The following is a 20,694-nucleotide window of genomic DNA, read 5'->3' as shown; positions in this document are numbered from 1 at the left end:
ATCAATAGCCTCTAGCGTCGAAAACGGCGGTCGATGGCGTCGGTTACGCGGTCGGTCAGGCGCAGTGTGCGCAGCAGATCAAGCAGGTTTTCTTCGATATTGAGATTCAGGTCTACCGGTCGGCCCTGTTGCCAGCCCGGGTTGTGTCCCTTGAGCCGTGCCTGGATCACGGCTTCGCCGTCTGGAGCATAGTCGAGGGTCAGGTCGAGCAGGTTGAAACGGAAATCGGTCAGGGCCTCCAGTGCCAGCTGGATGCCGGGGTTCTGCTGGGCCATTAAACTGATCTCCGGTGTTGCCTGGTAGCGGATCACACCGCCCTCGCCCTGGCTGACCAGTTGGCCACCGCTGATACGCAGCTGGTCACCGTTTATCTGTACCGGTAATGCGCCGCCCAGTACGCCGCTGCCATACAGACCTTCCTGTGGGTACAGGCTCAGGATTTTATCCAGTTCGAGTGCGGCGACGGCAATACGGGTGTCGATCACCGGTTGCAATGGGTTGAAGCTCAAGGCGGGCACCGCGATGATGCCATCGAGGGCGGACAGGCTGAAAGTTGACAGGCTGAGACGTGGGGGGCCTTGTGACGGCATGTCCAGATCGAAATCGACACGGGGGCCGAATATGCGGATGCCGCTGTCAGTGTGGTCAACTTCGAGTAAGCCCTCGTTATGGAATCGACCGCTGGCATCAACGGTGAGCTGCTGGCGCAGGTTCATCCCCGTGACCTGTGTGTGTTCATCCCAGATAAAATCGATGTCGTGCAGCAAAGGCGTGGCCTTGAGTGTCCACTGTTTTGGCTTGAATTCTACCCGTCCACTGGCGCTCAGGGTGCCTTGCTTCAGAACCAGTGGACGTAGGGTGGATGGAAGCCAGGGGTTCAGCGCCTGCTGTAACGGAGCTACGTGGGTTGGTGCCAGGGTGAATTGCAGTTGGCCGTGCAGACGGCGGTCAAAGTGGCCGTCAAGCGTTGCGGTCAGCGGTAGCTGGGTACTGTCGAGGCGAGCACGAGTGCTGATCCGCTGGTGTTGCCAGTCCAGCTGCATGTCGGCCTGCACTGCCAGATTCAGGGGCGGTTGCCGGTCGGGCTGCAGGCGAATATCGGGCAGTTGGAGCGTGAGCGGATACTGCTGGCGTAGCAGTGCTCCCGCCGGTATGGCCAGAGTGACAGGCTGCAGTGCGATCGCAACAGGGAGGGGTGTTTGCAGGCCGTTTGGGGTTACCTGAAGTGCAAGTGGCGTGTGTTGCCAGCGGTCTGGGTGCTGCCAGTGGCCACTGAGCTGCAGTGGCGCGGTCAGCTGTGCCGATACCTTCGCAAGCTGCAGGTCTGGTTGCTTCAGGCCGGTCAGTGTCACTGTGGACCCTTGTGCCACGCTCAGCGAGAAGTCGCCGTTTTCCAGCTGTGCCGCCAGCGTCAGTTTAACCTGGCTGCTGTCAACGCCATCGCCGGGGCCGGTGGCCAGCTCCAATTGATTGTTCAGCTGTACCTCTACCTGATTTAGCCATTCCGGCAGGTGTGTTGGCATCAGCGACGGGATGCGCAGGCGCGTATTCAGGCGGACCTGTCCGTCCAGTGCCGTGACCGGCAGGACGATGGGCAGTTGCAATCGCTGTAGCCAGTCCGTCAGGTAGGTCGCATTTAATAGTAGATCAGAGCGCAGCTGCCAGTCCTGTTCGGGGAATGTGAGCTGGTGCGCGCTGCGCAGCAGGTAGTGATTATCGTGGTTCAGACTGAGCCCAAGATTGAGTGCAGGGTCCAGCGTCAGATCCAGATAGCCCAGGGCTTCAGATGCCCGCAACAGCTGCATTCGGCTTTGCAGCAGCGTGGGTTCCAGATCAATATTACCGCGCGCAGACCATACCGGTTGCTCGGGTGCGGTGTAGATCAGCTCGAGTTGAGCGATCACCAAGCGTTGCGAAGGCGCGTACTGAAACAACTGTGTTGGATTGAAGGGGGTCAGCAGTAGCGTATCGATCTGCTGTTCCAGTTGTTGGAAGCGGCCACGGATGGACGCATCGGCATCGATCTGCAGGCGGGCCTGCTCGATACGCAGTTCGTGGAGTTGGCCCTGGAGCAGGTCCAGCGGGCTGAAGCGGAGCTCGATATTGTCCGCTTCCAGTATCAATCGACGGCCATCACTGCGCTGGCTGACACTGAGGTGATCAATGCGCAGATACTGCCAGGAAGGGCGCTGGATCACCAGTCTGGGCTGATCAAATCCCTGCTCCTGCAGCCATTGCTGCAGCAGGTATTGGGCGCTCCAGGGCAGGGTAAACCAGAGTGCGGCCAGCAGCAGGGGCGGTATCAGTAATACTCCGATCAGCCCCTTGCGCATACACTACCTCTCCCTGTTGTTCCGGTGGTTCAGCCGAGCTTGCGCACCACGTTAAGGCCGTCTCGGATGGTCAAAAAGACGTTTTCCACATCCGGATCGGTAGCGATGCGGCGGTTGGTTTCCACCAGAATATCGTCGATTTCGGATTCGGGTTGCACCACTTTACCGGACCAGAGCACGTTATCGAGCACGATCAGACCGCCGGGGCGAGTCATCTCTTTGACGCGTTCATAGTAGTTCAGGTAGTTGCGCTTGTCGGCGTCAATAAAGGTGAAGTCCAGCTCCAGATCCAGCGACTCTATGGTGTCGAGAGCACGGCCGAATATCACTTCGATCTTGTGGCCGTGTTCGCTGCGATCATAGAACCCTTGGGCAAACTCGATGGCGCGGGGGTTGGTTTCGCAGCAGATCAGTTTGCCGTCATCCGGCATGCCTTCAGCGATGGACAGCGCCGAGTAGCCGGTGAACATGCCGATCTCCAGCGCGGTTTTCGGTTGAGTCAGCGCCGACAGCATTTTCAGGGTACGACCGACCAGACGGCCAGACAGTTTCTGTGGCCAGCCCATGTTCAGGTTGGTCTGGTCGATCAGTTCCTGCAGCAACGGCGGCTCGGCATGGGTGTTTACAAAGGCGTAGTCTTCTATGGTTTCGTCAACCAGAAAATCGGGCATCTTGGTACTACCTGAAGCATCAATAAAAACAGCATTCTAACATTTAACGGGCGGTCTGTTGGCGTAACTGTTGCCAGTCGATTGCGACAATACGTCGTTCCGCCATGTAGTACAGCAGAGCACCGGGTTCGAGTTGTTCGTCCAGTGCCGGGTTCAGCGTCGGGTGTGCATCGCCCGGATACTGAATGCCCAACAGTGTGGCACTGTACTGCGCTTTCAGGGGGCCATATAGCTGGTGCAGCGGCATCGGCGGCTCCTGCTCTGGATATAGAATGGAGAACTGAGTCATGCCGTCGGAGGCGTTGAGCAGCTGCTGGTGCAGGCGGGTCGAGCCTGGGTCCATGGTTGCCTTGGCCATCATTTCGACGGATACGGACGGGGTGCATTCGATCGACGGACAGTGGTGCTGCAGCAGTTCGCCAATAGTCTCGTCACGGAAGTAGGCGATAATCTGGGCGTCAGGGTTGCGCTGCCAGGCGTACAGGGCGCAGACCAGTGTCTGGTCGTCACTCGGGGTGTCGATGACGATGCTGGAGGCGCGGGCGATGCAGGCACGGTCCATGTCGGCATCATGGTTGTAGGCGTCGGCACGGACGAAGTCGATCTCGCCGGGCAGCGGGTTCTCCAACTCATCGGTCACGCAGAGACAGAGGCGGCGTTTACGGTAGTGGGCGGCTTCCAGTAATAGCAACTTGAGCAGTTGTGGTGTGCGCTTGCCATCCCAGCCGATCACCAGAATATGCTGGTTCAGCTCCAGTTGTTTGAGTCCCATGATCCCTTTTCTCCATTGATGTGCGCTGAAAGCGGCCACGCGGCCGATGGTGACGGCGAACAGGCTGAGTCCGGCCGGAATGATGAACAGAGCGGTGAGCCAACGACCGGTCTGGGTTGAGGGCGACATGTCGCCGTAACCGACGGTGGACGCGGTCACAACCATCCAGTAAAGAAAGTTGTGGCCGCTCAGGTCGTGCTCGCCAGCGGCTAAGAGCATGAGCCAGCTCAATAACAGGTAAGCGGCCAGTATCAGCAATAGCCCTTGCCAGCTAAGTGCTTTCAGGTGTCGGTAAAGTTCGACCTTGAGACGTGTGAGCAGGTACATGCATCCCTCCTTGAACAGGGCGGCAAGATTATCAAGGATGGGATGCAACGCACAGGTTTAATCAATATCGGTACCGTTTGGCACCGATTTACAGCGGGTCGGCATGGCCTGTAGCAAACTGGCCAGCCGTTTCATCTATACAGCGAGAGATCCGCACCCATCGGTCCCATATTTTGACGTGGCGTGCAGGGTGGTTTCTTTAGTCGTCCAGTTCCATTTTCACCATTTCGAAGGTTTTCGGGTTGAAGTAGGCCTCTATCCGGCGCTGTTTTTCATCCCTGCCGTCGATTTCGTAGCAGCCATCATCGATCTTGAATTTTGTGATCTCCCAACCTTTCTGGACAATAGCGTCACGAAAGGCAGCTTCGGTCTGCCATTCGTCGACCGGCACGTTGCACTTGTCACCCGCAAAGGCCTGACCGGATAGCAGAGCGGCGGACAGGGCCAGGGTAGTAATCAGCGTGTTCATGTTGATGCTCCTTGATGATTGAAAGTGGTGCCAGTGTATGTGTGGTGGCTGAAACCAAACTTAAACGGTTGAGCGATACCGAAATGCGTGCCGATCTTTTACAATCGCGGCTCAGTCAATGGAGAATCAGCATGTACGAAGCTTTGTATCTGTTTCTGGCCACGGGTGTGGTGTCGATGTCGGCGGCGTTGAGTGCCGGTGCGCTGAGTAAACTGCCAGAGGATAAACGACCGGGATTCATGTCCAGCCGTAATGGTCTGGTCGCGGTGATTATGGCGGGCAACCTGGGGGCGCTGACGCTGATCGGGGCGATGGCCTATGGTGTGCGCAATCTGGATTGGTGGATTCCGGTGAGCTGCCTGTTTATTACCTTCCCGCTGGTGCACGTAGCCCTGTTCCAGCGCTTGTTGGGCGACTTCAAAACGTTGGTATTGATGTTGCCGCTGGTGGTCGCTTCTATCGCAGCACTTTACTATTACTGGTAATGGCTGGGGGCCGGTCTCGGTGGTGATATATGCCAGACCGACTCCGGCCTCGCTCATGTATTTCGGGTGTTAATGCCGGAATGTGACTCAACATGCCACACACTTTTGCAGAATCCGTATCATTTCCGGTTGCCTGAAAAGGTAATCGGCATTACTCTTTTGTCCGCATTATGCGACTAATAACCAGTTGCACGATAACAATAAAAGAGTGTGCCCCTTATGAATCTCTATCAGCGCATTGAGAAAACCTTTTTTCATACCTTGACTCGCAAGATCATCGGTAATGTCCTGTTCCTGATTTGCCCAAGCCTGGTGCTCATCGGATTAAATTATTGGCTGTTCAGTGCCATGCGTGAACTCAACCAGCTGCTGGTAACCGCATCGGAAGCGGAGCGGCGAGTTACCGAGCTGGCGGCTACAACAGGTTGGTTATCGGTGGTGATGCTGGTCATCACGCTGGCCGCTGCCGTGTTTGCGCTGTTTTTCATGCGCCACCTGTTCCTGCGTCCAATCGATAGCATGACCCAGGTGTTAAGTGCCGTGCAGGGCAAGGATGGCGATATTTCGGCGACTCTGCCGATGCAGAGTCACGATGAAATCGCACAGATGGCGCAAAGTTATAACCACTTTTCCGGCAGCCTCAAGCAGATGATTGCCGATACTCGACAGCGCAGTGTGCGGGTGTCGCTCAGTGCCAGCCAGTTACAGCAGGTGGTCATGGCGGCAAAGACATCTGCCGAAGAGCAAGTGTCCAAGGCACAGGCGGTCTTTCAGGCGAGTCAGGAGTCGACCACCGCAATCGAAGGCATCGCCAGTAACACCCAGCGTATCGCTGAGCGTAACAGTCACCACCTTACGGAAGTCCGTGACTCCAGTGCTGAACTCAAGCGGGTGGGTGACCAGGTTGCAGCAATTGAATCTCAGGTGCAGGCGTTTCAGCAGGTGGTGGAGCAGCTGGCGGGTAATTCGGCCAGCATTATCAAAATCCTGTCGCTGGTGCAGGGGTTTTCCGAGCAGACCAACCTGCTGGCGCTGAATGCCTCCATCGAAGCGGCGCGCGCCGGAGAGGCGGGGCGTGGTTTCGCGGTCGTTGCTGATGAGGTGCGTACGCTGTCGCAGAAAGTCAGTACGGCAACTGTCGAGATTGATGCCAAGGTCAATGAAATGGTAGCGCTGGTAGACAGTACCCGCAGTGGTGCCGGTGTGATCATGCAAAATGTGACCGATACTGACCGCTTTATCGGCCAGACCCACCAGCGTTTCGGTGCCATGGTGATCGATTTTGAAGCACTCAGCGGCCAGTTGGGCGAAATCAGTGCAGCGATTGAAGAGCTGTCCTATACCAACCAGCACAGCCATGCGCAGGTCTCGGATATTACCCTGTTGGCGGACAGCATCCGTGAAGAGATGGAAGTATCCACGCGTCATTCGCAGGCGCTGGATGGTGCGACCGAAGAGATGCAGGCACTGCTGTCCCAGTTCACCATCGGTTACGGCGGTTTCGAGCAGATCATCAAGACCACACAGGAATGGGCCGGTAAGGTCGAAGTGGAGCTGGAGGCGCTGACATCGGCGGGGGTTGATCTGTTTGATACGCAGTATGTCCGTACCAATCCGGGACAGCTGCCGGAGAAATACGACACGCGCTATGTCAGCCGGTTCGAGCAGCGTTTGCAGCCGCTTTATGATCGCTGCGTACAAGAGAACGAGGCATTCATGATTGCCTCGGCGTTTGACTTGAACAGCTATTGTCCGGCCCATAATCGCAAAATTTCCCAGCCGTTAACCGGTGATTTCGAAACCGATAATGCACTTAGTCGCCATCGCCGAATCTACAACGGCAGCCGGGCAGAGTTACGCCGCGCCAACCACGATGCGCCGTTCCTGCTGCAGACCTTTATTCGTGATACCGGCGAAATTCTCAACTCACTGTCGGTTCCGCTGTTTGTTGGGGGGCGTCGCTGGGGCAGTTTCTGCGTTGCGTTTACGCCAGATCACCTGATGAACGCTACGCGCACCTAACGCACCTAACTGATTTACGTCTGGTCTCAGTGGTTGTTTGCTCAACACGGCGCGCGCGTGACCGCACCGTAGGTATCCATGCAATGGGTAGTGGCCGAACGGGCAGGCGAAGAGCGGGTGTCTGGAGTGCAAACGGCATGGCGATATCCTGATGAAAAGACTGACGTCAGTATCGTTGTTCGAACGTGCGTGCAGTGTGAAAAGTCAGCGGCTAAAACCTGCAGATCTGAAAATCAGGAATGGATTTTGATTTGTTTCTGTTTTTTCAAAATAAAGATTTGATTCATCATTGGCATTCAACATCGGGTCTTGCATTCATTGCTGACTCCTCTGGAGCGGTAATCTTTTGCCGACGGCAACAATTTTCACCCAATGGGAAAAATATCTGACTGAAATATAAAGAAAAAAACTTAAAGATGGCAAAAGATTGCCGATATATAGTGTTAATTCTTTGTTGATTTTTTGACCACTTAGCAGCGATACTTACCAATAATCAATAGCTAATCCGGATATGAAATAATCTGGCCTGATTTTTGCGTATATTCTTTGCAGTATCCGCCTCATTCGCAGGATCTGAACAGGCACTATGGTGACAACAAATAACATGATCGTGGCACTTGATATCGGCACTTCGAAAGTGGTCTGCCTGGTCGGTGAGTTGACGCCTCAAGGCACGATCGAAATCGTGGGTGTTGGTTCCCAGCCATCGCGAGGGCTGAAGCGCGGTGTAGTGGTGAATATTGAATCCACGGTCAGCTCAATCCAGCGTGCCGTTGAAGAAGCCGAACTGATGGCCGGCTGCAAGGTGCATGGAGTTACCGTGGGTATCGCCGGCAGCCATATCAGCAGTTTGAACTCCCATGGCATTGTGGCAGTGCGCGATCGTGAAGTATCCGATTATGACCTGGAACGGGTGATCGATGCGGCCCGCGCCGTGGCGATTCCGGCTGATCAGAAAATCCTGCATATCCTGCCACAGGAATATCTGATCGATAACCAGGAAGGAATCAAGGAGCCGCTGGGCATGTCTTGCGTGCGCCTTGAAGCCAAGGTTCATCTGGTGACGGTCGCGATCAATGCGATCCAGAATATCGAAAAATGCATTCGCCGCTGCGGTCTTGAAGTCGATGCCGTGGTGCTTGAACAGCTGGCATCCAGCTATGCCGTGTTAACCGAAGATGAAAAGGACCTGGGGGTCTGCATCGTCGATATTGGTGGTGGTACTACCGACATTGCCGTGTTTACCGGTGGCTCCATCCGTCATACGGCGGTGATTCCGATTGCGGGTGATCAGGTTACCAACGATATCGCCATGGCCTTGCGCACACCGACTCAGCATGCCGAACAGATCAAGATCAAATATGCCTGTGCGTTGGCCCAGCTGGCGCATGCAGACGAAATGATCAAGGTGCCGAGTGTTGGTGACCGGCCGCCGCGTAACCTGTCGCGGCAGGCGCTGGCTGAAGTGGTGGAGCCGCGTTATGAAGAACTGTTTACTCTGATTCAGGCCGAGTTGCGCCGCAGCGGGTTCGAAGACCTGGTGGCGGCGGGCCTTGTGTTGACCGGTGGCACCTCCAAGATGGAAGGTGCGGTCGAGCTGGCGGAAGAGATCTTCCATATGCCGGTACGTCTGGCCAAGCCGCAGGGTATTCGCGGTCTCGAAGCACAATTGAGTAACCCGATTTATGCGACGAGTATCGGCTTGCTGCACTATGCCAAACAGGATCATGGTCCGGTGAGTCCGATTACCAAAATGGATGATTTTATCGATGCCGGTTCTGCGGGAACCGGCAAAAACAGTCTGTTTGTGAGATTCAGAAGCTGGCTGCAGGGCAATTTTTGAGTGTTGATGAGGTATCTGCCGCTTAGAGCAGGGCCTTGCTGGAGGGAACAATAATGTTTGAACTCGTTGATAGTGTACCGCAAAGCGCCGTTATCAAAGTGGTCGGTGTCGGGGGTGGCGGTGGCAATGCCGTCAATCACATGGTGAACACCGAACTGGAAGGGGTCGAATTCATTTGTGCCAATACCGATGCGCAGGCACTGCACAATATGATCGCCAAGACGGCGTTGCATATTGGTGGTGAACTGACCAAGGGTTTGGGTGCTGGTGCGAACCCTGAAGTTGGTCGTCAGGCTGCGATTGAAGATCGTGAGCGCATCGCCAATGCGCTTTCCGGTGCCGATATGGTGTTTATCACCGCAGGCATGGGTGGCGGCACTGGTACCGGTGCTGCACCGATCGTGGCTGAAGTGGCCAAGGAACTGGGTATTCTGACCGTGGCCGTGGTCACCAAGCCGTTTCCGTTCGAGGGTCGTCGTCGCAAGAAGATTGCGGAAGAGGGTATTCGTGAGCTGCAGGAACGTGTCGACTCGCTGATCATTATTCCGAATGAGAAACTGTTGCCGGTACTGGGCAAGAACTGCAGTCTGGTATCCGCCTTCGGAGCGGCCAATGATGTACTCAAGGGCGCAGTTCAGGGGATTGCTGACCTGATCATCCGTCCGGGTATGATCAACGTGGACTTTGCCGATGTACGCACCGTAATGTCTGAGATGGGCATGGCGATGATGGGGACCGGTATTGCCCGTGGTGAAAACCGTGCGCGTGAGGCAACCGAGGCGGCAATCAACAGCCCGTTGCTGGAAGATATCGACCTTAAGGGTGCCAGCGGTGTGCTGGTGAACATTACCGCAGGTCCTGACCTGAGTTTGGGTGAATTTTCCGCCGTGGGTGACCTGGTTGAAGATTACGCTCACGAAGATGCGACAGTCGTTGTGGGTACCGTCATTGATTATGAGCTGACCGATGAGCTCAAGGTGACAGTGGTCGCGACCGGCTTGTCACGGGTGCAGGCAGCAGAAGCACGGGTGGTGAATGGCGGAACAACTTCGGCATCGTCACGCCAGCCGATTTCGACCGCTGACTATAACCAGCTTGATCGTCCTACGGTGTTGCGTAACCGTCAGGCGGAGGACAAGCAGCGCTCCCCGTCAGCTGATAGCAGAACCGAGATGCACACAGATACGACCGGATTGCAGAAAACCGGCACCGACGACATGGATTTCCTCGATATTCCGGCGTTCTTGAGACGCCAGGCCGACTGATACTCGGCGTTAATCGCCGACTGCAGTCCCTCCTTTTTACCCGCCCGGCCTCAGGCCCGGCGGGTTTTTCTGTTTGCGCTGACGCAGCGCTTACATTTCGTGTCGCCAGTTCAGGCGGTAGAGATCGTGGCGTCGGTCCTTGAGGTTAGTGACCGAGCCTTCGTTACGGATGACGCGTATCTGGTCCAGGTCAAGGTCCGAGAACATGATCATTTCGGTATTGGGCGTTGTTTCCGACATGACAGCGTCATGGGGGAAGGCAAAATCGGACGGCGAGAATACGGCAGATTGCGCGTACTGAACATCCAGACTTTCCACGGCGGGCAGGTTGCCAACACTGCCACAGATAACGGTATAGCATTCGTTTTCGATCGCACGGGCCTGGGCGCAATGGCGCACGCGCAGATAGCCGTTTTTGGTGTCGGTCCAGAAGGGCACAAACAGGATATCCATGTCCTGATCGGACAGTAATCGGGCCAGTTCCGGAAACTCCACGTCGTAACAGATCAAAATGCCGACTCGACCGGCATCGGTTTCGAAAACCCGGAGTTGATCCCCGCCCTTGATTACCCAGTCGCGGCGTTCGTGTGGCGTGATGTGCAGTTTGCGCTGTTCCTCCACGGTGCCATTGCGGTGACACATGTAGCTGACGTTGTAGAGGGTATCACCCTCCAGCAGCGGCATGGAGCCGGTGATGATGTTGATGTTGTAGCTGACCGCCAGGTGTGACATTTCGCTGCGGAAGCGTTCGGTAAAGCCGGCGAGGAAGCGGATCGCCTCCGTCTGGCTGGTCTGGTCGGTCAGGCCCATCAAGGGCGCGTTGAAAAACTCGGGGAACAGGGCAAAGTCGCTCTGATAGTCGGACAGGGAGTCGACAAAGTACTCGACCTGCTGCAGCAGTTCCTCGACTGATTTGACTTCACGCATCTGCCACTGGATAGCGCCGATACGCACGCGGGTCGGTCGGCTGCTGATCACGCTGTCTTCGGGTTCGAACAGGATGTTGTTCCACTCCAGCAGGGTGGCGTAACCCTGTGACTTGGTGTCTTCCGGCAGGTAGCTGCCCAATAGGCGTTTGACCTGGAAATCGTTGGATAACTGAAAGCTCAGTATCGGATCGTAGATTTCGCGCTGGCGCACCTTACCGATGTATTCGCTGGCGGTGAGGGTATCGGCGTGTTTGTAATAATTCGGAATGCGGCCGCCGGCCAGAATTGATCGCAGATTATATTGCCGACACAGTTCCTTGCGCGCTTCATATAGACGGCGGCCCAGGCGGAAGCCACGGTAATCGGGGTGGATGATAACGTCGAGACCGTAGAGCGCATCACCTTCACTGTCGTTGAGGATGGTCATACGCTTGCTGATCAGGTCTTCATAGGAGTGGGGATTGCTGAATCGGTCATAGCGCACTTGAACCGACAGGGCGATGCCGGCCAGTGCGTCACCGTCAAAGACACATATCTGGCCTTCGGGAAATTCATCGATCAGCGTGTTGATGGTGTGTTCGGGCCAGGCACCCCCGATGTCGTCATACACCTGGTCCATCAGTTCCTGGAGCTTTGCGTAGTCATCATGCTCGAGATTGCGGATGACCAGATGCAGGTCTTCGATGCGCATGCTCAATCCTCTTATGCAGGTATGCCCGCCAGTGTGCGGTACCTGCCCGATGAGCGCAAGAATATTGCCTGCACTTACGCTTGCTTAAGGCTGGCGTGCTCCGAGCAGGAATTCGCGGTTGCCGTCTCCACCCTTGATCGGACTTTCATCCCAGTACAGTGGCTGCAAACCCTGTTCGATACAGCAGGCCTCAATGGCATCGCGTACCGATGGGTACAAGGCGGGGTCACGGACGATGCCGCCCTTGCCTATGTGGTCGGGGCCAACTTCGAACTGTGGTTTGACCAACGTCAGCAGCCATCCGCCCGGGCGTATAAGCGGTGCCAGCGATGGCAGAATCAGGCGCTGAGAAATGAACGAAACATCCATCACGGCCAGATCGAACCCTTGGGCATCGGGTGTGTATTGGCGCAGCTCAGGGCTCAGTGTGCGGGCATTGTAGCCTTCGAGGCAGATCACGCGGGTATCGGCGCGCAACTGAGGATGTAGTTGGTCGTGGCCCACTTCAATGCCGACGACGCGCTCAACGCCTGCCTGGAGCAGGCAGTCACTGAAACCGCCGGTGGACTGGCCAACGTCGATGGCCGTCAGACCGGTCGGATCCAGTGTCAATGCATTGAGGATGTGCTGCAGCTTGAGTGCCCCGCGTGAGACAAAGCGATCTTCATCATGAGCTTCCAGCTGCAGTGGGGTGTCAGCAGGCAGCTTGATGCCCGGTTTGGTCAGTATTTGCCAGTGTCCCATTTCGGCCTGCACACGGCCTTGTTTGATCAGGCGCTGGGCACGGGTACGAGTGTCGGCCAGCCCCTGTTCGACCAAAAGAATATCCAAACGCTGCATCTGCTTTTTCCTCATAGAAACAGCGTCATTATACAGTACTGGATCGTTGCGGATATCAGCGTGACAGCAGGGGCGTATAGCCGCCGGGAACGCCTTTGATGCAGACGGCGGTCGCGTCATGTGCGTGCAGGCTTTCATGGTGTTCAACGCGGATCCAGAAATCGGCCCAGGCGGCATCACCGAGCAGGGCGTGTTTGAGGCGGCGAGCCGCGTCTTCACAAAACATCTGGTTGCGTCCATTGAGGGCGGCAAACGCCTGCTCGTCTTCACGCTTGACGGCTGTTTGTACGGCCGTCTGGAGTGCTGCTTCAGCGGTATCAATCAGTGAGTGTATGGGCGGATTGATCCAGCCTTTTGGCTCCAGTCGGACATGTAGTTTCGCAGTGCTGCGCTGGCTGTGTGGGGTCGCTAGGCTGCCATGCTCATACAGCCATTGGCTGACCTGTTTGGTCGACAGGGTGGCGTCCATGGAAAATGTATCGATAAAAGCCTGTTGCAACAGTTGTCGCGACAGCGCAGCCGAGCAAGGACAAGTTGATGAGTAGGGAATCTCGACCGTGAGTTCTGTTTGCAGTCCTTGGCGTCCCAGCTGTGCCTCAAGGGTAACAGGGTAGGTTTTCCAGCCGCTGAATTGACTCTTGAGCGCCGGGCGCAAGAGGGGAAGCTGGAACTGGAGCTTGATACAGGCGTGCTGGCTGATGCCGGCATGGCTGTCGAGCGATGACTGCAGTAGCTGTTCGAGCCGGTTCCGGTCTAGCGGAGCGTGAGCCAGGGTATCCTGTAGTGCCAGATAAAGGCGGGACATGTGTATGCCGCGGTGTCGTGGTGTGGCGATATCAACATGCATATCTACCTTGGCAGGTAGTGTGGTGTCTGGCTGTCCGGCAAGCATGAGCGGTAAGTCGATGCCGCTCATGCCGACCCAGTCGAGCGTGCAGTGCTGGTCTGCTTCGGTGTGGTGGGCAACATCGGGGAGTAGGGTAATTGTCATGAGGTGCGTATCTGTAGATTGGTTTATGTTACTTTATAACATATCTTTCATGTCGTAGTCCGGCTTTATCCTCTACCTTTTCATAGGAAGGTAGTGGATTTAACTTTTGCAAATGCGAGGTAAAGGATTAACATGAGTAAGCGCTATGGATAGAGAGTGTCTCAGGTGTCGAATCAAGATGTGTGTACCAGTCGGAAGGCGGCAGAGTTGCTGGGCGTGACACCCAGGACAGTACAGCTGTGGGCCGATTCCGGAATTCTGCAGAGTTGGAAAACGCCCGGAGGGCATCGTCGTTTCAGCCTGAGTGCTATTGAGCGGCTGGCGAACGAGATCCGCAATGGCGACGCTCAGCCTGTGTCTCAGGCGGGGGCTCGTAAAGCGGGCCCGGCACGTATGCTGGTGATTGAGGATGATGTCAGTCTGCAGCGGTTGTACGCGATGACGGTGCGTAACTGGGGTTTGCCGATTGAGCTGAAACAGTCGACAGACGGCTATCAGGGATTACTTGAACTGGGGCAGTTTGAGCCGGACCTGCTGGTGCTGGATCTCAACCTCCCCAATATCGATGGCTTCAGTGTTATCGAAGCGTTGGTGCGGCAGGGTGCTTTGACACAGATGCAGCTGATGGTAGTAACGGCGTTGCCGTTTGAGCAGGTTCAGCCGCGCATTGAGCGAGTATCTTCAGGGATCGAGGTGCTGTCCAAGCCGATACCCTTTTTACGTATCCGTGAAAGTATTGAAAAAATTCTGCTTGAAGAAACAGTTTTTTCTTGATTTTCGCTTTTTGACACCCTATATTCGGAAAAGACGGAACTGATGACGTTCCGCTATTATGGCCTGAACGGCTGTGTCAGTAAGGTGGGGGCCATCTGATATAGCTTAATAGGGCCACTCCCTTTCCTGATTTCCCGCTATACACCCAGCATTATCCGCTTACTATATCCTCGGCTATCGGCTATCGGCTATCGGCTATCGGCTATCGGCTATCGGCTATCGGCTATCGGCTATCGGCTATCGGCTATCGGCTATCGGCTATCGGCTATCTCGCATTTTCTATTTCTACAGCGCATTTACCACTCGTACATATTGTTTCTGATTGTATGGAGAGGTCTTCTGTTTTAATAAGTTTTTCGTTAAATAATTCTAAAAATATATAAAACTATAGCGAAAAAAACTGTCTTATTTGTACCAAAATAGTGGCATCTGTTGTTTAGGTGAAATATTAAGGTGCTCATATGCGTGTCGTAATTCTTGGAAGTGGTGTCATTGGTGTCACGTCGGCCTGGTATCTTGCGCAAGCTGGACATGAGGTGGTCGTGATTGATCGTCAACCGGAGCCGGCAATGGAAACCAGCTTTGCCAATGCCGGTCAGATCTCTCCGGGGTACTCCGCCCCATGGGCAGCGCCGGGTGTGCCACTGAAAGCGATCAAATGGTTGATGCAGGATCTGGCTCCATTGCGGGTCGCACCGATGCGCGATCCTGCCATGTTGAGCTGGCTGGTGAGAATGCTGGCCAACTGCAATCATCAGGCATATGCGCGAAACAAGGCGCGCATGCTGCGGGTTGCCGAATACAGTCGTGACTGCCTTATCGAGTTGCGCCGTGAGACCGGTATTGAATACGACAACCGTGCACAAGGGTTGATCCAGCTGTTCCGTTCTGAGCAGCAGCTGGAGTCAGCGGCAAATGATATCCGTATTCTCGAATCCTGCGGCGTGAGCTACGAGTCACTTGATGTGGATGGCATCCTTGGTCATGAGCCGGCGCTGAAACATGTGCGCGACAAGCTGGTGGGTGGGCTGCGTCTTCCGGGTGATGAAACCGGCGATTGCTTCCAGTTTACCCAGGCATTGGCAGAACGTTGCCGCGCGCTGGGCGTGGAGTTCCGTTTCAGCACCGAGATCAAACGGCTGCAAGCCGAACAGGGCAAAATCACGGCCGTGGAAACCGATGCCGGGCATGTGCAGGGTGATGCCTATCTTGTGGCGTTGGGCAGCTACAGTCCGGCCCTGCTGGCGCCGCTGGGAATCAAGCTGCCGATCTATCCGGTGAAAGGCTTTTCGCTCACCATTCCGATTACCGACGCGACACGTGCGCCTGAGTCGACCGTAATGGATGAGACCTACAAGGTTGCGGTCAGTCGTCTGGGGGACCGCATTCGTGTGGGCGGCACGGCAGAGTTGACCGGTTTTGATCTGTCCACTCCCGAGAGCCGCCGTGCCAATGTCGAGTTTGTGGTGAACGATCTGTTCGCGGGCAGTGGCGACGCCTCGGCCGCCGAGCTGTGGACCGGGCTGCGGCCGATGACGCCGGATGGTACGCCAATCCTGGGGCGTACCCGCTATGACGGGCTTTACCTCAATACCGGCCATGGCACCCTGGGCTGGACCATGTCATTGGGGTCCGCACGTTATGTCAGTGCGATCATCAGCGGTACAACACCGATGATCGATACCGAAGGTTTGTCGATAAGCCGTTATAATCGTTGAGCAACACAGCGTTTTCTTGGCAAGCGATTGGCCCTGCGCCATAGTTGGCCTCCAATAAGACACTACTGATCAGGAATACATGACATGTCCAATCGAAGCATCATCAATACCGACCAGGCACCGGCAGCTATCGGCACCTACTCGCAGGCGGTGAAGGCCGGCAATACCGTATATATCTCTGGCCAGATTCCGTTGAACCCGGAAACCATGGAAATGGTAACCGAATCTTTCGAGGCACAAGCCGTGCGCGTGTTCGAAAACCTGAAAGCAATTGCCGAGGAAGCGGGTGGATCACTTGGCGAGTGCGTCAAATTGACGATTTTGTTGTCCGATATGGATTACTTCGCGCAGGTCAATGAAGTGATGTCGCGCTATTTCAGCGAGCCCTATCCGGCGCGTGCAGCGTTTGCAGTCAAGGCACTGCCGAAAGCTGCAGACATCGAGGTCGATGCTGTCATGGTACTCAAAAGCTGATAACGAGGTCATAGAGCCCACATGAGTCGCAAGGTCCGCGCGGACATCCATCTGGATGCCATTGTTCATAATTACCGTCTGGCGTGTGCCCAGGCCCCCGAGGCCAAAGCCGTTGCCATTGTCAAAGCTGACGCCTATGGACATGGTGCCGTGCGCGTCGCGCAGTCACTTGCGGCAGAGGCTCCAGCTTTCGGTGTCGCCTGTATTGAAGAAGCATTGGTACTGCGGTCGGCAGGCCTGACCCAGCCCATCGTGTTGCTGGAGGGCTGTTTCGATGCGGAAGAGTTGCCGGTGGTATCCCGTGAGGGGTTCTGGCCAGCGGTTCATTCTGAACATCAGCTCGCGGCACTGGAGCGTGCGGTGCTGCCGGTGCCGGTGCCGGTCTGGTTAAAGGTGGATACCGGTATGCACCGTCTGGGCTTTGCACCTGACGCAGTTGCTGCGGCTGTAGCGCGGTTGCGTGCATGTGCGGCGGTGTCAGATATTCTGCTGATGACTCATTTTGCCCGTGCCGATGAGCCGGAGCAGGCGATGACCGAAATGCAGCTGGCCCGTTTTAACCAGGTGGCCGAGGGATTGGGGTTGGCAGCGAGCCTGTCCAATTCCGCGGCGGTAATGGCCTGGCCGGAAGCGCACCGGCAGTGGCTGCGTCCAGGGATCATGCTGTATGGAGCAACACCGTTTGAGCGGGCGCAACCGGTCGCTGATCAGCTGCAAGCAGGAATGACGCTCAGCTCCGAGATCATTGCTGTGCGTGATGTACCGGCTGGTGAAGCGGTGGGGTATGGTGCTGCGTTCGTCTGTGATCAACCACGCCGGATTGGTACCGTGGCGATGGGCTATGGTGACGGCTACCCGCGTCATGCGCGTGTGGGGACTCCGGTGATTGTAGCGGGGCAGCGTACGAGTCTTGCCGGGCGGGTTTCAATGGATATGCTGACGGTCGACTTGACGGATCTGCCGCACGCTGATGTGGGCAGTCGCGTTGAGCTGTGGGGGCGGCAGCTGCCGGTCGCTGAGGTTGCGCGCTGGAGTGATACCATCGCCTACACCCTGTTGACCGGTTTGACGTCTCGCGTCCCGCGCTGTTATGACTGATTGAGCATCTGGATCAATAGCCGTTTGACCGTCTCGGGTTCGAACGGCTTGTCAGTCAGGGCGTTGACGCCGGACTGAGCCACTTGGCTCAGGTGTGCTTCATTGGCTTCCGAGGTGACCATCAATACTGGCAGGTGGGCGTGTAGCTCGGAGTGGCGAATGAACTCGGTCAATTCCAGCCCGTTGACTTCAGGCATATTGTAATCGGTTACCACCAGGTCCACGGTTTCACTACCCAGCCGGTTAATCGCTTCCCGGCCGTCTTCCGCTTCGATCAGATGCACAATGCCCAGGTTGCTCAACACCCGTCGAATCAGGTTGCGCGCCATGCGGCTATCATCGACGATCAGTACCCGCAGACTTTCGATATCGTAGTACGCCAGCTCGATGTGCTCGGAATCCAGAACATCGAGCGTTGCATTTAGCGCGGAGCCCAAGTGATGACGGGTAAAGGGTTTAGGCAAAATCGCGACGACACCGGACTGCTTGAACACTTCGAGATGGCTTTTACGGGTTTCACTGGAAACCAGCATGAAGGGGATTTCGGCCAGCTGAGGCATGCGACGCATGGCGCCGAGCAATTCCACGGCACTGCCGTCATCAAAGTGCAGTGTGCTGATGACCAGATCGGGAGGCACCCGCAGCATTTTCTCCAGTGCATCATGCAGAGAGGATGCAGTATCGATAGCTGTAACCTGCTCATCCTGCAGCTGTTGAATCATGATCTTGCGCTGCAGGGCTGAAGGTTCGACCAGAAGAATATTGAGTTCGCTAACGCAGAGGGTGCTCATTCTGCCTGTCCTGACAATAGAGGCTATTACAGCAGAGCCTAACAGTCGTAGCGGAATGAGGACAGTCTCAAGCCTGACCGAGATCAGGCTTGAGAGCATTACCACATTAGATCGTCCGGTATGGCGAAATCGGCATAGGGATCATCTGCATCCGGCGTGTCGTCAACCGGGCGGGGCAGAATCATATCGGGTTGGCGTTTTTCGACCCTGTCGACAATCTCCGCCGGTACCAGATGATAGCTGGCATCCATGAATGCAATACGCAGTTGTCCACGTGCCAGCTGATCGATCAACTTTTGATCGAGGTACAGGTGATGGATCGTGCTGCCATGAGCGAAGTTGTAGCGTGTTTCTGCCTTTTGCGGTAATCGAAGACGGTGGGCTTCAATCAGCTGGCGTGCTTCAGCCAGGGCTGCCTTTTGAGCCTGTTCCTGCTGGCGCTGCAGGTTAAGCTCGCGATCGTGTGCAGCTTTTTCCTGGCGCGCAGCTTCAAGGGCGGCCTGCTGAGCCTGTTTATCATCCACGGCCGTACCGGCCTTTTTCTGTTTGGCTTTTTTGCGTTTATGCTCGTTGGCTTGTTTGGCCTGTTTCTTGTTGGCCAGACCTGACTTGAGCAACTGGTCTTGCAGAGAGCCTGCCATCGTGATTCCTCGAATACTGATCTGCGGTGCGGTTGCCGCCGGGTGTTCGCGACGGGTTTTCGGGGCCGGACTATAGCATAATGCGCAGGGACTGGCCGATACCCGCCAGTGGTTGAATGGTCTAATAAGGAGGTTTCATGTCGTTGACGTTATGGCTGTCGTTACTGGTGATATGTGTGTTGGGTGCGATGTCGCCGGGGCCAAGTTTGGCAGTCGTCTTGCGGCAGACGGTCAGTAATGGGCGTGGGCATGGGATTTTGGCCGGGTGTGCGCATGCGGTAGGGGTGGGGCTGTGGGCCGCGATGACGGTGTGGGGCCTGGGTGTTCTGGTTAATGAATACCCCCTGCTGTATCAGCTGATCACTTGGGCAGGCGCGGCGTATTTGGTATGGCTCGGTATCACGGCATTGTGTATGGCGGCAACGCCGGCATTGGCGGCAGAGCAGGGCCAGAGGGAGAGCCACTGGCAGGCGGCCTGTTCGGGGGCGCTGATCTCGCTGCTGAACCCCAAGCTTGCGGTGTTTTTCACGGCGTTGTTCTCGCAGTTTGTCAGCCCTGAGCAATCGATGACCGACCAGCTGATTCTGGTGCTGACGGCCGCGTTGGTCGATGGTGTTTGGTACACGCTGGTGGCGCTGCTGTTTTCCCGGCCGGCACTACTGGCCTGGTTGCGTCTTCATCTTAAGCGGGTCGAGCAGTTGACCGGTATCGTGTTGATCGGATTGGCGATTCGGGTCGCAATCCCTTGATCCGGTTTGCATTCTGCTGAGGCTATGCTTATACTGCGCGCCTGTCTTGATGAGACAGGGCGCAACGCCCACACTATGGTGGCTCTGTTGGTCCTCTCGCAACGATAAACCGTGAACCTGGTCAGGCCTGGAAGGGAGCAGCCACAGCGGTGGATTCGTGTGCCGGGATGTGGCTGGCGGGGCCGCCTCCATTTCTGCTATATGCATGATTCTGAAGGCTTTTCCTCCGTTCGACCTGCTGTTTTCCCAAGTGGAACACATGGCATGACCATCAACTTATCTCCAGACCTCCCAGTATTCTACTTCCGTATTCGCCTTCCCAGGGCTCTACATTCGTCTTTCCTGTGGCCTGACATTCGTCGTTCCTTACAGACTAAATGCCGGCGGTGAGGCCGTGTTGCAATGAATCGTTTTTGGGCGGCTGTAATATTAATGCTTTCGTGTGCTGCTAGGGTTGGGTAACAACTGTTTAATCCGGTGAAGCGCTATGGAATTCAGCAAAGATCAGAAAGCCTGGGTAGCCGAGTGGATCGATCGTCAATTTGACCGCAACCGCTTGTTTCCCTGTGAGTGTTCGGCACCTGCACAAGGCGACCCCTGTATCTGTTTGTTACACCTCAGAGCTTACAAGACCTGGTCAAGCACCCCGCGTAAGCGCCGCTATATGATCAGCTGGATTGAGGAGTGGCTGGGCGCCGAAGAAGTCGCTCTGTTACAGGCTGAGCTGGCCAAGCGTCAGTCCAAGGCGACCAAAAAGGCCAGTATCTGATACCGGGCGACACTGGCGGAGCAAGTGTTTTCCGGGTGTCTG

General features: G+C 55.9%; 19 protein-coding genes and 1 other RNA gene. 11 read left to right on the top strand and 9 right to left on the bottom strand.

Going from position 1 to position 20,694, the window contains the following annotated elements; all coding sequences use genetic code 11:
* Nucleotides 1–11: 11 nt before the first annotated feature.
* The 4 genes from CLV44_RS02760 to CLV44_RS02745 all read right to left on the bottom strand — a co-directional run bounded on the left by CLV44_RS02760 (nucleotide 12) and on the right by CLV44_RS02745 (nucleotide 4,572).
* Entirely contained in the window at nucleotides 12–2,333 is a 2,322-nt protein-coding gene (locus tag CLV44_RS02760) for an intermembrane phospholipid transport protein YdbH family protein (RefSeq protein WP_106590586.1), read from the bottom strand.
* A 29-nt stretch (nucleotides 2,334–2,362) separates the two neighbouring features.
* A complete protein-coding gene (locus CLV44_RS02755) occupies nucleotides 2,363–3,004 on the bottom strand; it encodes an O-methyltransferase (RefSeq protein ID WP_106590585.1) in 642 nt (213 codons plus the stop codon).
* 43 nt (nucleotides 3,005–3,047) lie between these two features.
* Entirely contained in the window at nucleotides 3,048–4,103 is a 1,056-nt protein-coding gene (locus CLV44_RS02750; RefSeq protein WP_106590584.1) for an ion channel, read from the bottom strand.
* Nucleotides 4,104–4,302: 199 nt separating this feature from the next.
* Nucleotides 4,303–4,572, bottom strand: a complete 270-nt coding sequence (locus CLV44_RS02745; protein ID WP_106590583.1) for a PepSY domain-containing protein — start codon at nucleotides 4,570–4,572, stop codon at nucleotides 4,303–4,305.
* 14 nt (nucleotides 4,573–4,586) lie between these two features.
* Between CLV44_RS02745 and CLV44_RS02740 the strand changes: the two genes are divergently transcribed.
* The 4 genes from CLV44_RS02740 to ftsZ all read left to right on the top strand — a co-directional run bounded on the left by CLV44_RS02740 (nucleotide 4,587) and on the right by ftsZ (nucleotide 10,187).
* Entirely contained in the window at nucleotides 4,587–5,057 is a 471-nt protein-coding gene (locus CLV44_RS02740) for a hypothetical protein (RefSeq protein ID WP_245912581.1), read from the top strand.
* A 219-nt stretch (nucleotides 5,058–5,276) separates the two neighbouring features.
* Nucleotides 5,277–7,079, top strand: a complete 1,803-nt coding sequence (locus CLV44_RS02735) for a methyl-accepting chemotaxis protein (RefSeq protein ID WP_106590582.1) — start codon at nucleotides 5,277–5,279, stop codon at nucleotides 7,077–7,079.
* Between the two features lie 586 nt (nucleotides 7,080–7,665).
* Nucleotides 7,666–8,922, top strand: a complete 1,257-nt coding sequence (gene ftsA, locus CLV44_RS02730) for a cell division protein FtsA (protein ID WP_106590581.1) — start codon at nucleotides 7,666–7,668, stop codon at nucleotides 8,920–8,922.
* A 53-nt stretch (nucleotides 8,923–8,975) separates the two neighbouring features.
* Nucleotides 8,976–10,187: a cell division protein FtsZ gene (gene ftsZ, locus CLV44_RS02725; RefSeq protein ID WP_106590580.1), complete on the top strand. Its 1,212-nt coding sequence runs from the start codon at nucleotides 8,976–8,978 to the stop codon at nucleotides 10,185–10,187.
* A gap of 90 nt (nucleotides 10,188–10,277) precedes the next feature.
* Here ftsZ and CLV44_RS02720 read toward each other — a convergent pair whose 3' ends face one another.
* The 3 genes from CLV44_RS02720 to folE2 form a co-directional block, all read right to left on the bottom strand.
* Nucleotides 10,278–11,807, bottom strand: coding sequence for a carbon-nitrogen hydrolase family protein (locus tag CLV44_RS02720; protein ID WP_106590579.1), 1,530 nt, complete (start codon nucleotides 11,805–11,807; stop codon nucleotides 10,278–10,280).
* 84 nt (nucleotides 11,808–11,891) lie between these two features.
* Nucleotides 11,892–12,647 (bottom strand): TlyA family RNA methyltransferase, encoded by a 756-nt coding sequence (locus CLV44_RS02715; RefSeq protein ID WP_106590578.1) that lies wholly within the window; start codon nucleotides 12,645–12,647, stop codon nucleotides 11,892–11,894.
* Nucleotides 12,648–12,702: 55 nt separating this feature from the next.
* Nucleotides 12,703–13,638: a GTP cyclohydrolase FolE2 gene (folE2, locus tag CLV44_RS02710; protein ID WP_106590577.1), complete on the bottom strand. Its 936-nt coding sequence runs from the start codon at nucleotides 13,636–13,638 to the stop codon at nucleotides 12,703–12,705.
* 165 nt (nucleotides 13,639–13,803) lie between these two features.
* On the opposite strand from folE2, the gene CLV44_RS02705 reads away from it, so the two are divergent.
* The 4 genes from CLV44_RS02705 (at nucleotide 13,804) to alr (ending at nucleotide 17,702) form a co-directional block, all read left to right on the top strand.
* Nucleotides 13,804–14,412, top strand: a complete 609-nt coding sequence (locus CLV44_RS02705) for a response regulator (RefSeq protein WP_106590724.1) — start codon at nucleotides 13,804–13,806, stop codon at nucleotides 14,410–14,412.
* 461 nt (nucleotides 14,413–14,873) lie between these two features.
* Nucleotides 14,874–16,130 carry a D-amino acid dehydrogenase gene (locus tag CLV44_RS02700; protein ID WP_106590576.1) on the top strand — a complete coding sequence of 419 codons (1,257 nt, stop codon included), beginning with the start codon at nucleotides 14,874–14,876 and terminating at the stop codon, nucleotides 16,128–16,130.
* Nucleotides 16,131–16,214: 84 nt separating this feature from the next.
* The gene (locus CLV44_RS02695) at nucleotides 16,215–16,604 is read left to right on the top strand and encodes a RidA family protein (RefSeq protein WP_106590575.1); all 390 of its coding nucleotides are present in this window, start codon (nucleotides 16,215–16,217) and stop codon (nucleotides 16,602–16,604) included.
* A 21-nt stretch (nucleotides 16,605–16,625) separates the two neighbouring features.
* Nucleotides 16,626–17,702: an alanine racemase gene (alr, locus tag CLV44_RS02690; protein WP_106590574.1), complete on the top strand. Its 1,077-nt coding sequence runs from the start codon at nucleotides 16,626–16,628 to the stop codon at nucleotides 17,700–17,702.
* On the opposite strand, the gene CLV44_RS02685 is transcribed toward alr, so the two are convergent.
* Nucleotides 17,693–18,493, bottom strand: a complete 801-nt coding sequence (locus CLV44_RS02685; protein ID WP_106590573.1) for a response regulator — start codon at nucleotides 18,491–18,493, stop codon at nucleotides 17,693–17,695. The genes alr and CLV44_RS02685 overlap by 10 nt on opposite strands.
* Nucleotides 18,494–18,591: 98 nt before the next feature.
* On the bottom strand, nucleotides 18,592–19,134 hold the full coding sequence (locus CLV44_RS02680) for a DUF2058 domain-containing protein (protein WP_106590572.1): 543 nt from the start codon (nucleotides 19,132–19,134) through the stop codon (nucleotides 18,592–18,594).
* A 137-nt stretch (nucleotides 19,135–19,271) separates the two neighbouring features.
* On the opposite strand from CLV44_RS02680, the gene CLV44_RS02675 reads away from it, so the two are divergent.
* From CLV44_RS02675 to CLV44_RS02665, 3 genes are all read left to right on the top strand, one after another.
* Nucleotides 19,272–19,883, top strand: a complete 612-nt coding sequence (locus CLV44_RS02675) for a LysE family translocator (RefSeq protein ID WP_106590571.1) — start codon at nucleotides 19,272–19,274, stop codon at nucleotides 19,881–19,883.
* Nucleotides 19,884–19,968: 85 nt separating this feature from the next.
* An RNA gene (gene ffs, locus CLV44_RS02670) (signal recognition particle sRNA small type) lies at nucleotides 19,969–20,065 on the top strand.
* A 305-nt stretch (nucleotides 20,066–20,370) separates the two neighbouring features.
* The gene (locus CLV44_RS02665) at nucleotides 20,371–20,652 is read left to right on the top strand and encodes a hypothetical protein (protein ID WP_106590570.1); all 282 of its coding nucleotides are present in this window, start codon (nucleotides 20,371–20,373) and stop codon (nucleotides 20,650–20,652) included.
* Nucleotides 20,653–20,694 lie beyond the last annotated feature (42 nt).

The organism is Marinobacterium halophilum (assembly GCF_003014615.1).
Lineage (GTDB): Bacteria > Pseudomonadota > Gammaproteobacteria > Pseudomonadales > Balneatricaceae > Marinobacterium > Marinobacterium halophilum.
Note: the sequence above shows the minus strand (reverse complement) of the source record. Positions and strands in the feature narration are given on the sequence as shown.

Coding starts and splice junctions, on each gene's coding strand:
- folE2 (WP_106590577.1), bottom strand. CDS start 13,638: ATGACAATTACCCTACTCCCCGATGTTGCCCACCACACCGAAGCAGAC.
- CLV44_RS02700 (WP_106590576.1), top strand. CDS start 14,874: ATGCGTGTCGTAATTCTTGGAAGTGGTGTCATTGGTGTCACGTCGGCC.
- alr (WP_106590574.1), top strand. CDS start 16,626: ATGAGTCGCAAGGTCCGCGCGGACATCCATCTGGATGCCATTGTTCAT.
- CLV44_RS02735 (WP_106590582.1), top strand. CDS start 5,277: ATGAATCTCTATCAGCGCATTGAGAAAACCTTTTTTCATACCTTGACT.
- CLV44_RS02745 (WP_106590583.1), bottom strand. CDS start 4,572: ATGAACACGCTGATTACTACCCTGGCCCTGTCCGCCGCTCTGCTATCC.
- CLV44_RS02750 (WP_106590584.1), bottom strand. CDS start 4,103: ATGTACCTGCTCACACGTCTCAAGGTCGAACTTTACCGACACCTGAAA.
- CLV44_RS02665 (WP_106590570.1), top strand. CDS start 20,371: ATGGAATTCAGCAAAGATCAGAAAGCCTGGGTAGCCGAGTGGATCGAT.
- CLV44_RS02685 (WP_106590573.1), bottom strand. CDS start 18,493: ATGAGCACCCTCTGCGTTAGCGAACTCAATATTCTTCTGGTCGAACCT.
- ftsZ (WP_106590580.1), top strand. CDS start 8,976: ATGTTTGAACTCGTTGATAGTGTACCGCAAAGCGCCGTTATCAAAGTG.
- CLV44_RS02760 (WP_106590586.1), bottom strand. CDS start 2,333: ATGCGCAAGGGGCTGATCGGAGTATTACTGATACCGCCCCTGCTGCTG.
- CLV44_RS02675 (WP_106590571.1), top strand. CDS start 19,272: ATGTCGTTGACGTTATGGCTGTCGTTACTGGTGATATGTGTGTTGGGT.
- CLV44_RS02755 (WP_106590585.1), bottom strand. CDS start 3,004: ATGCCCGATTTTCTGGTTGACGAAACCATAGAAGACTACGCCTTTGTA.
- CLV44_RS02715 (WP_106590578.1), bottom strand. CDS start 12,647: ATGCAGCGTTTGGATATTCTTTTGGTCGAACAGGGGCTGGCCGACACT.
- CLV44_RS02680 (WP_106590572.1), bottom strand. CDS start 19,134: ATGGCAGGCTCTCTGCAAGACCAGTTGCTCAAGTCAGGTCTGGCCAAC.
- ftsA (WP_106590581.1), top strand. CDS start 7,666: ATGGTGACAACAAATAACATGATCGTGGCACTTGATATCGGCACTTCG.
- CLV44_RS02695 (WP_106590575.1), top strand. CDS start 16,215: ATGTCCAATCGAAGCATCATCAATACCGACCAGGCACCGGCAGCTATC.
- CLV44_RS02740 (WP_245912581.1), top strand. CDS start 4,587: ATGATTGAAAGTGGTGCCAGTGTATGTGTGGTGGCTGAAACCAAACTT.
- CLV44_RS02720 (WP_106590579.1), bottom strand. CDS start 11,807: ATGCGCATCGAAGACCTGCATCTGGTCATCCGCAATCTCGAGCATGAT.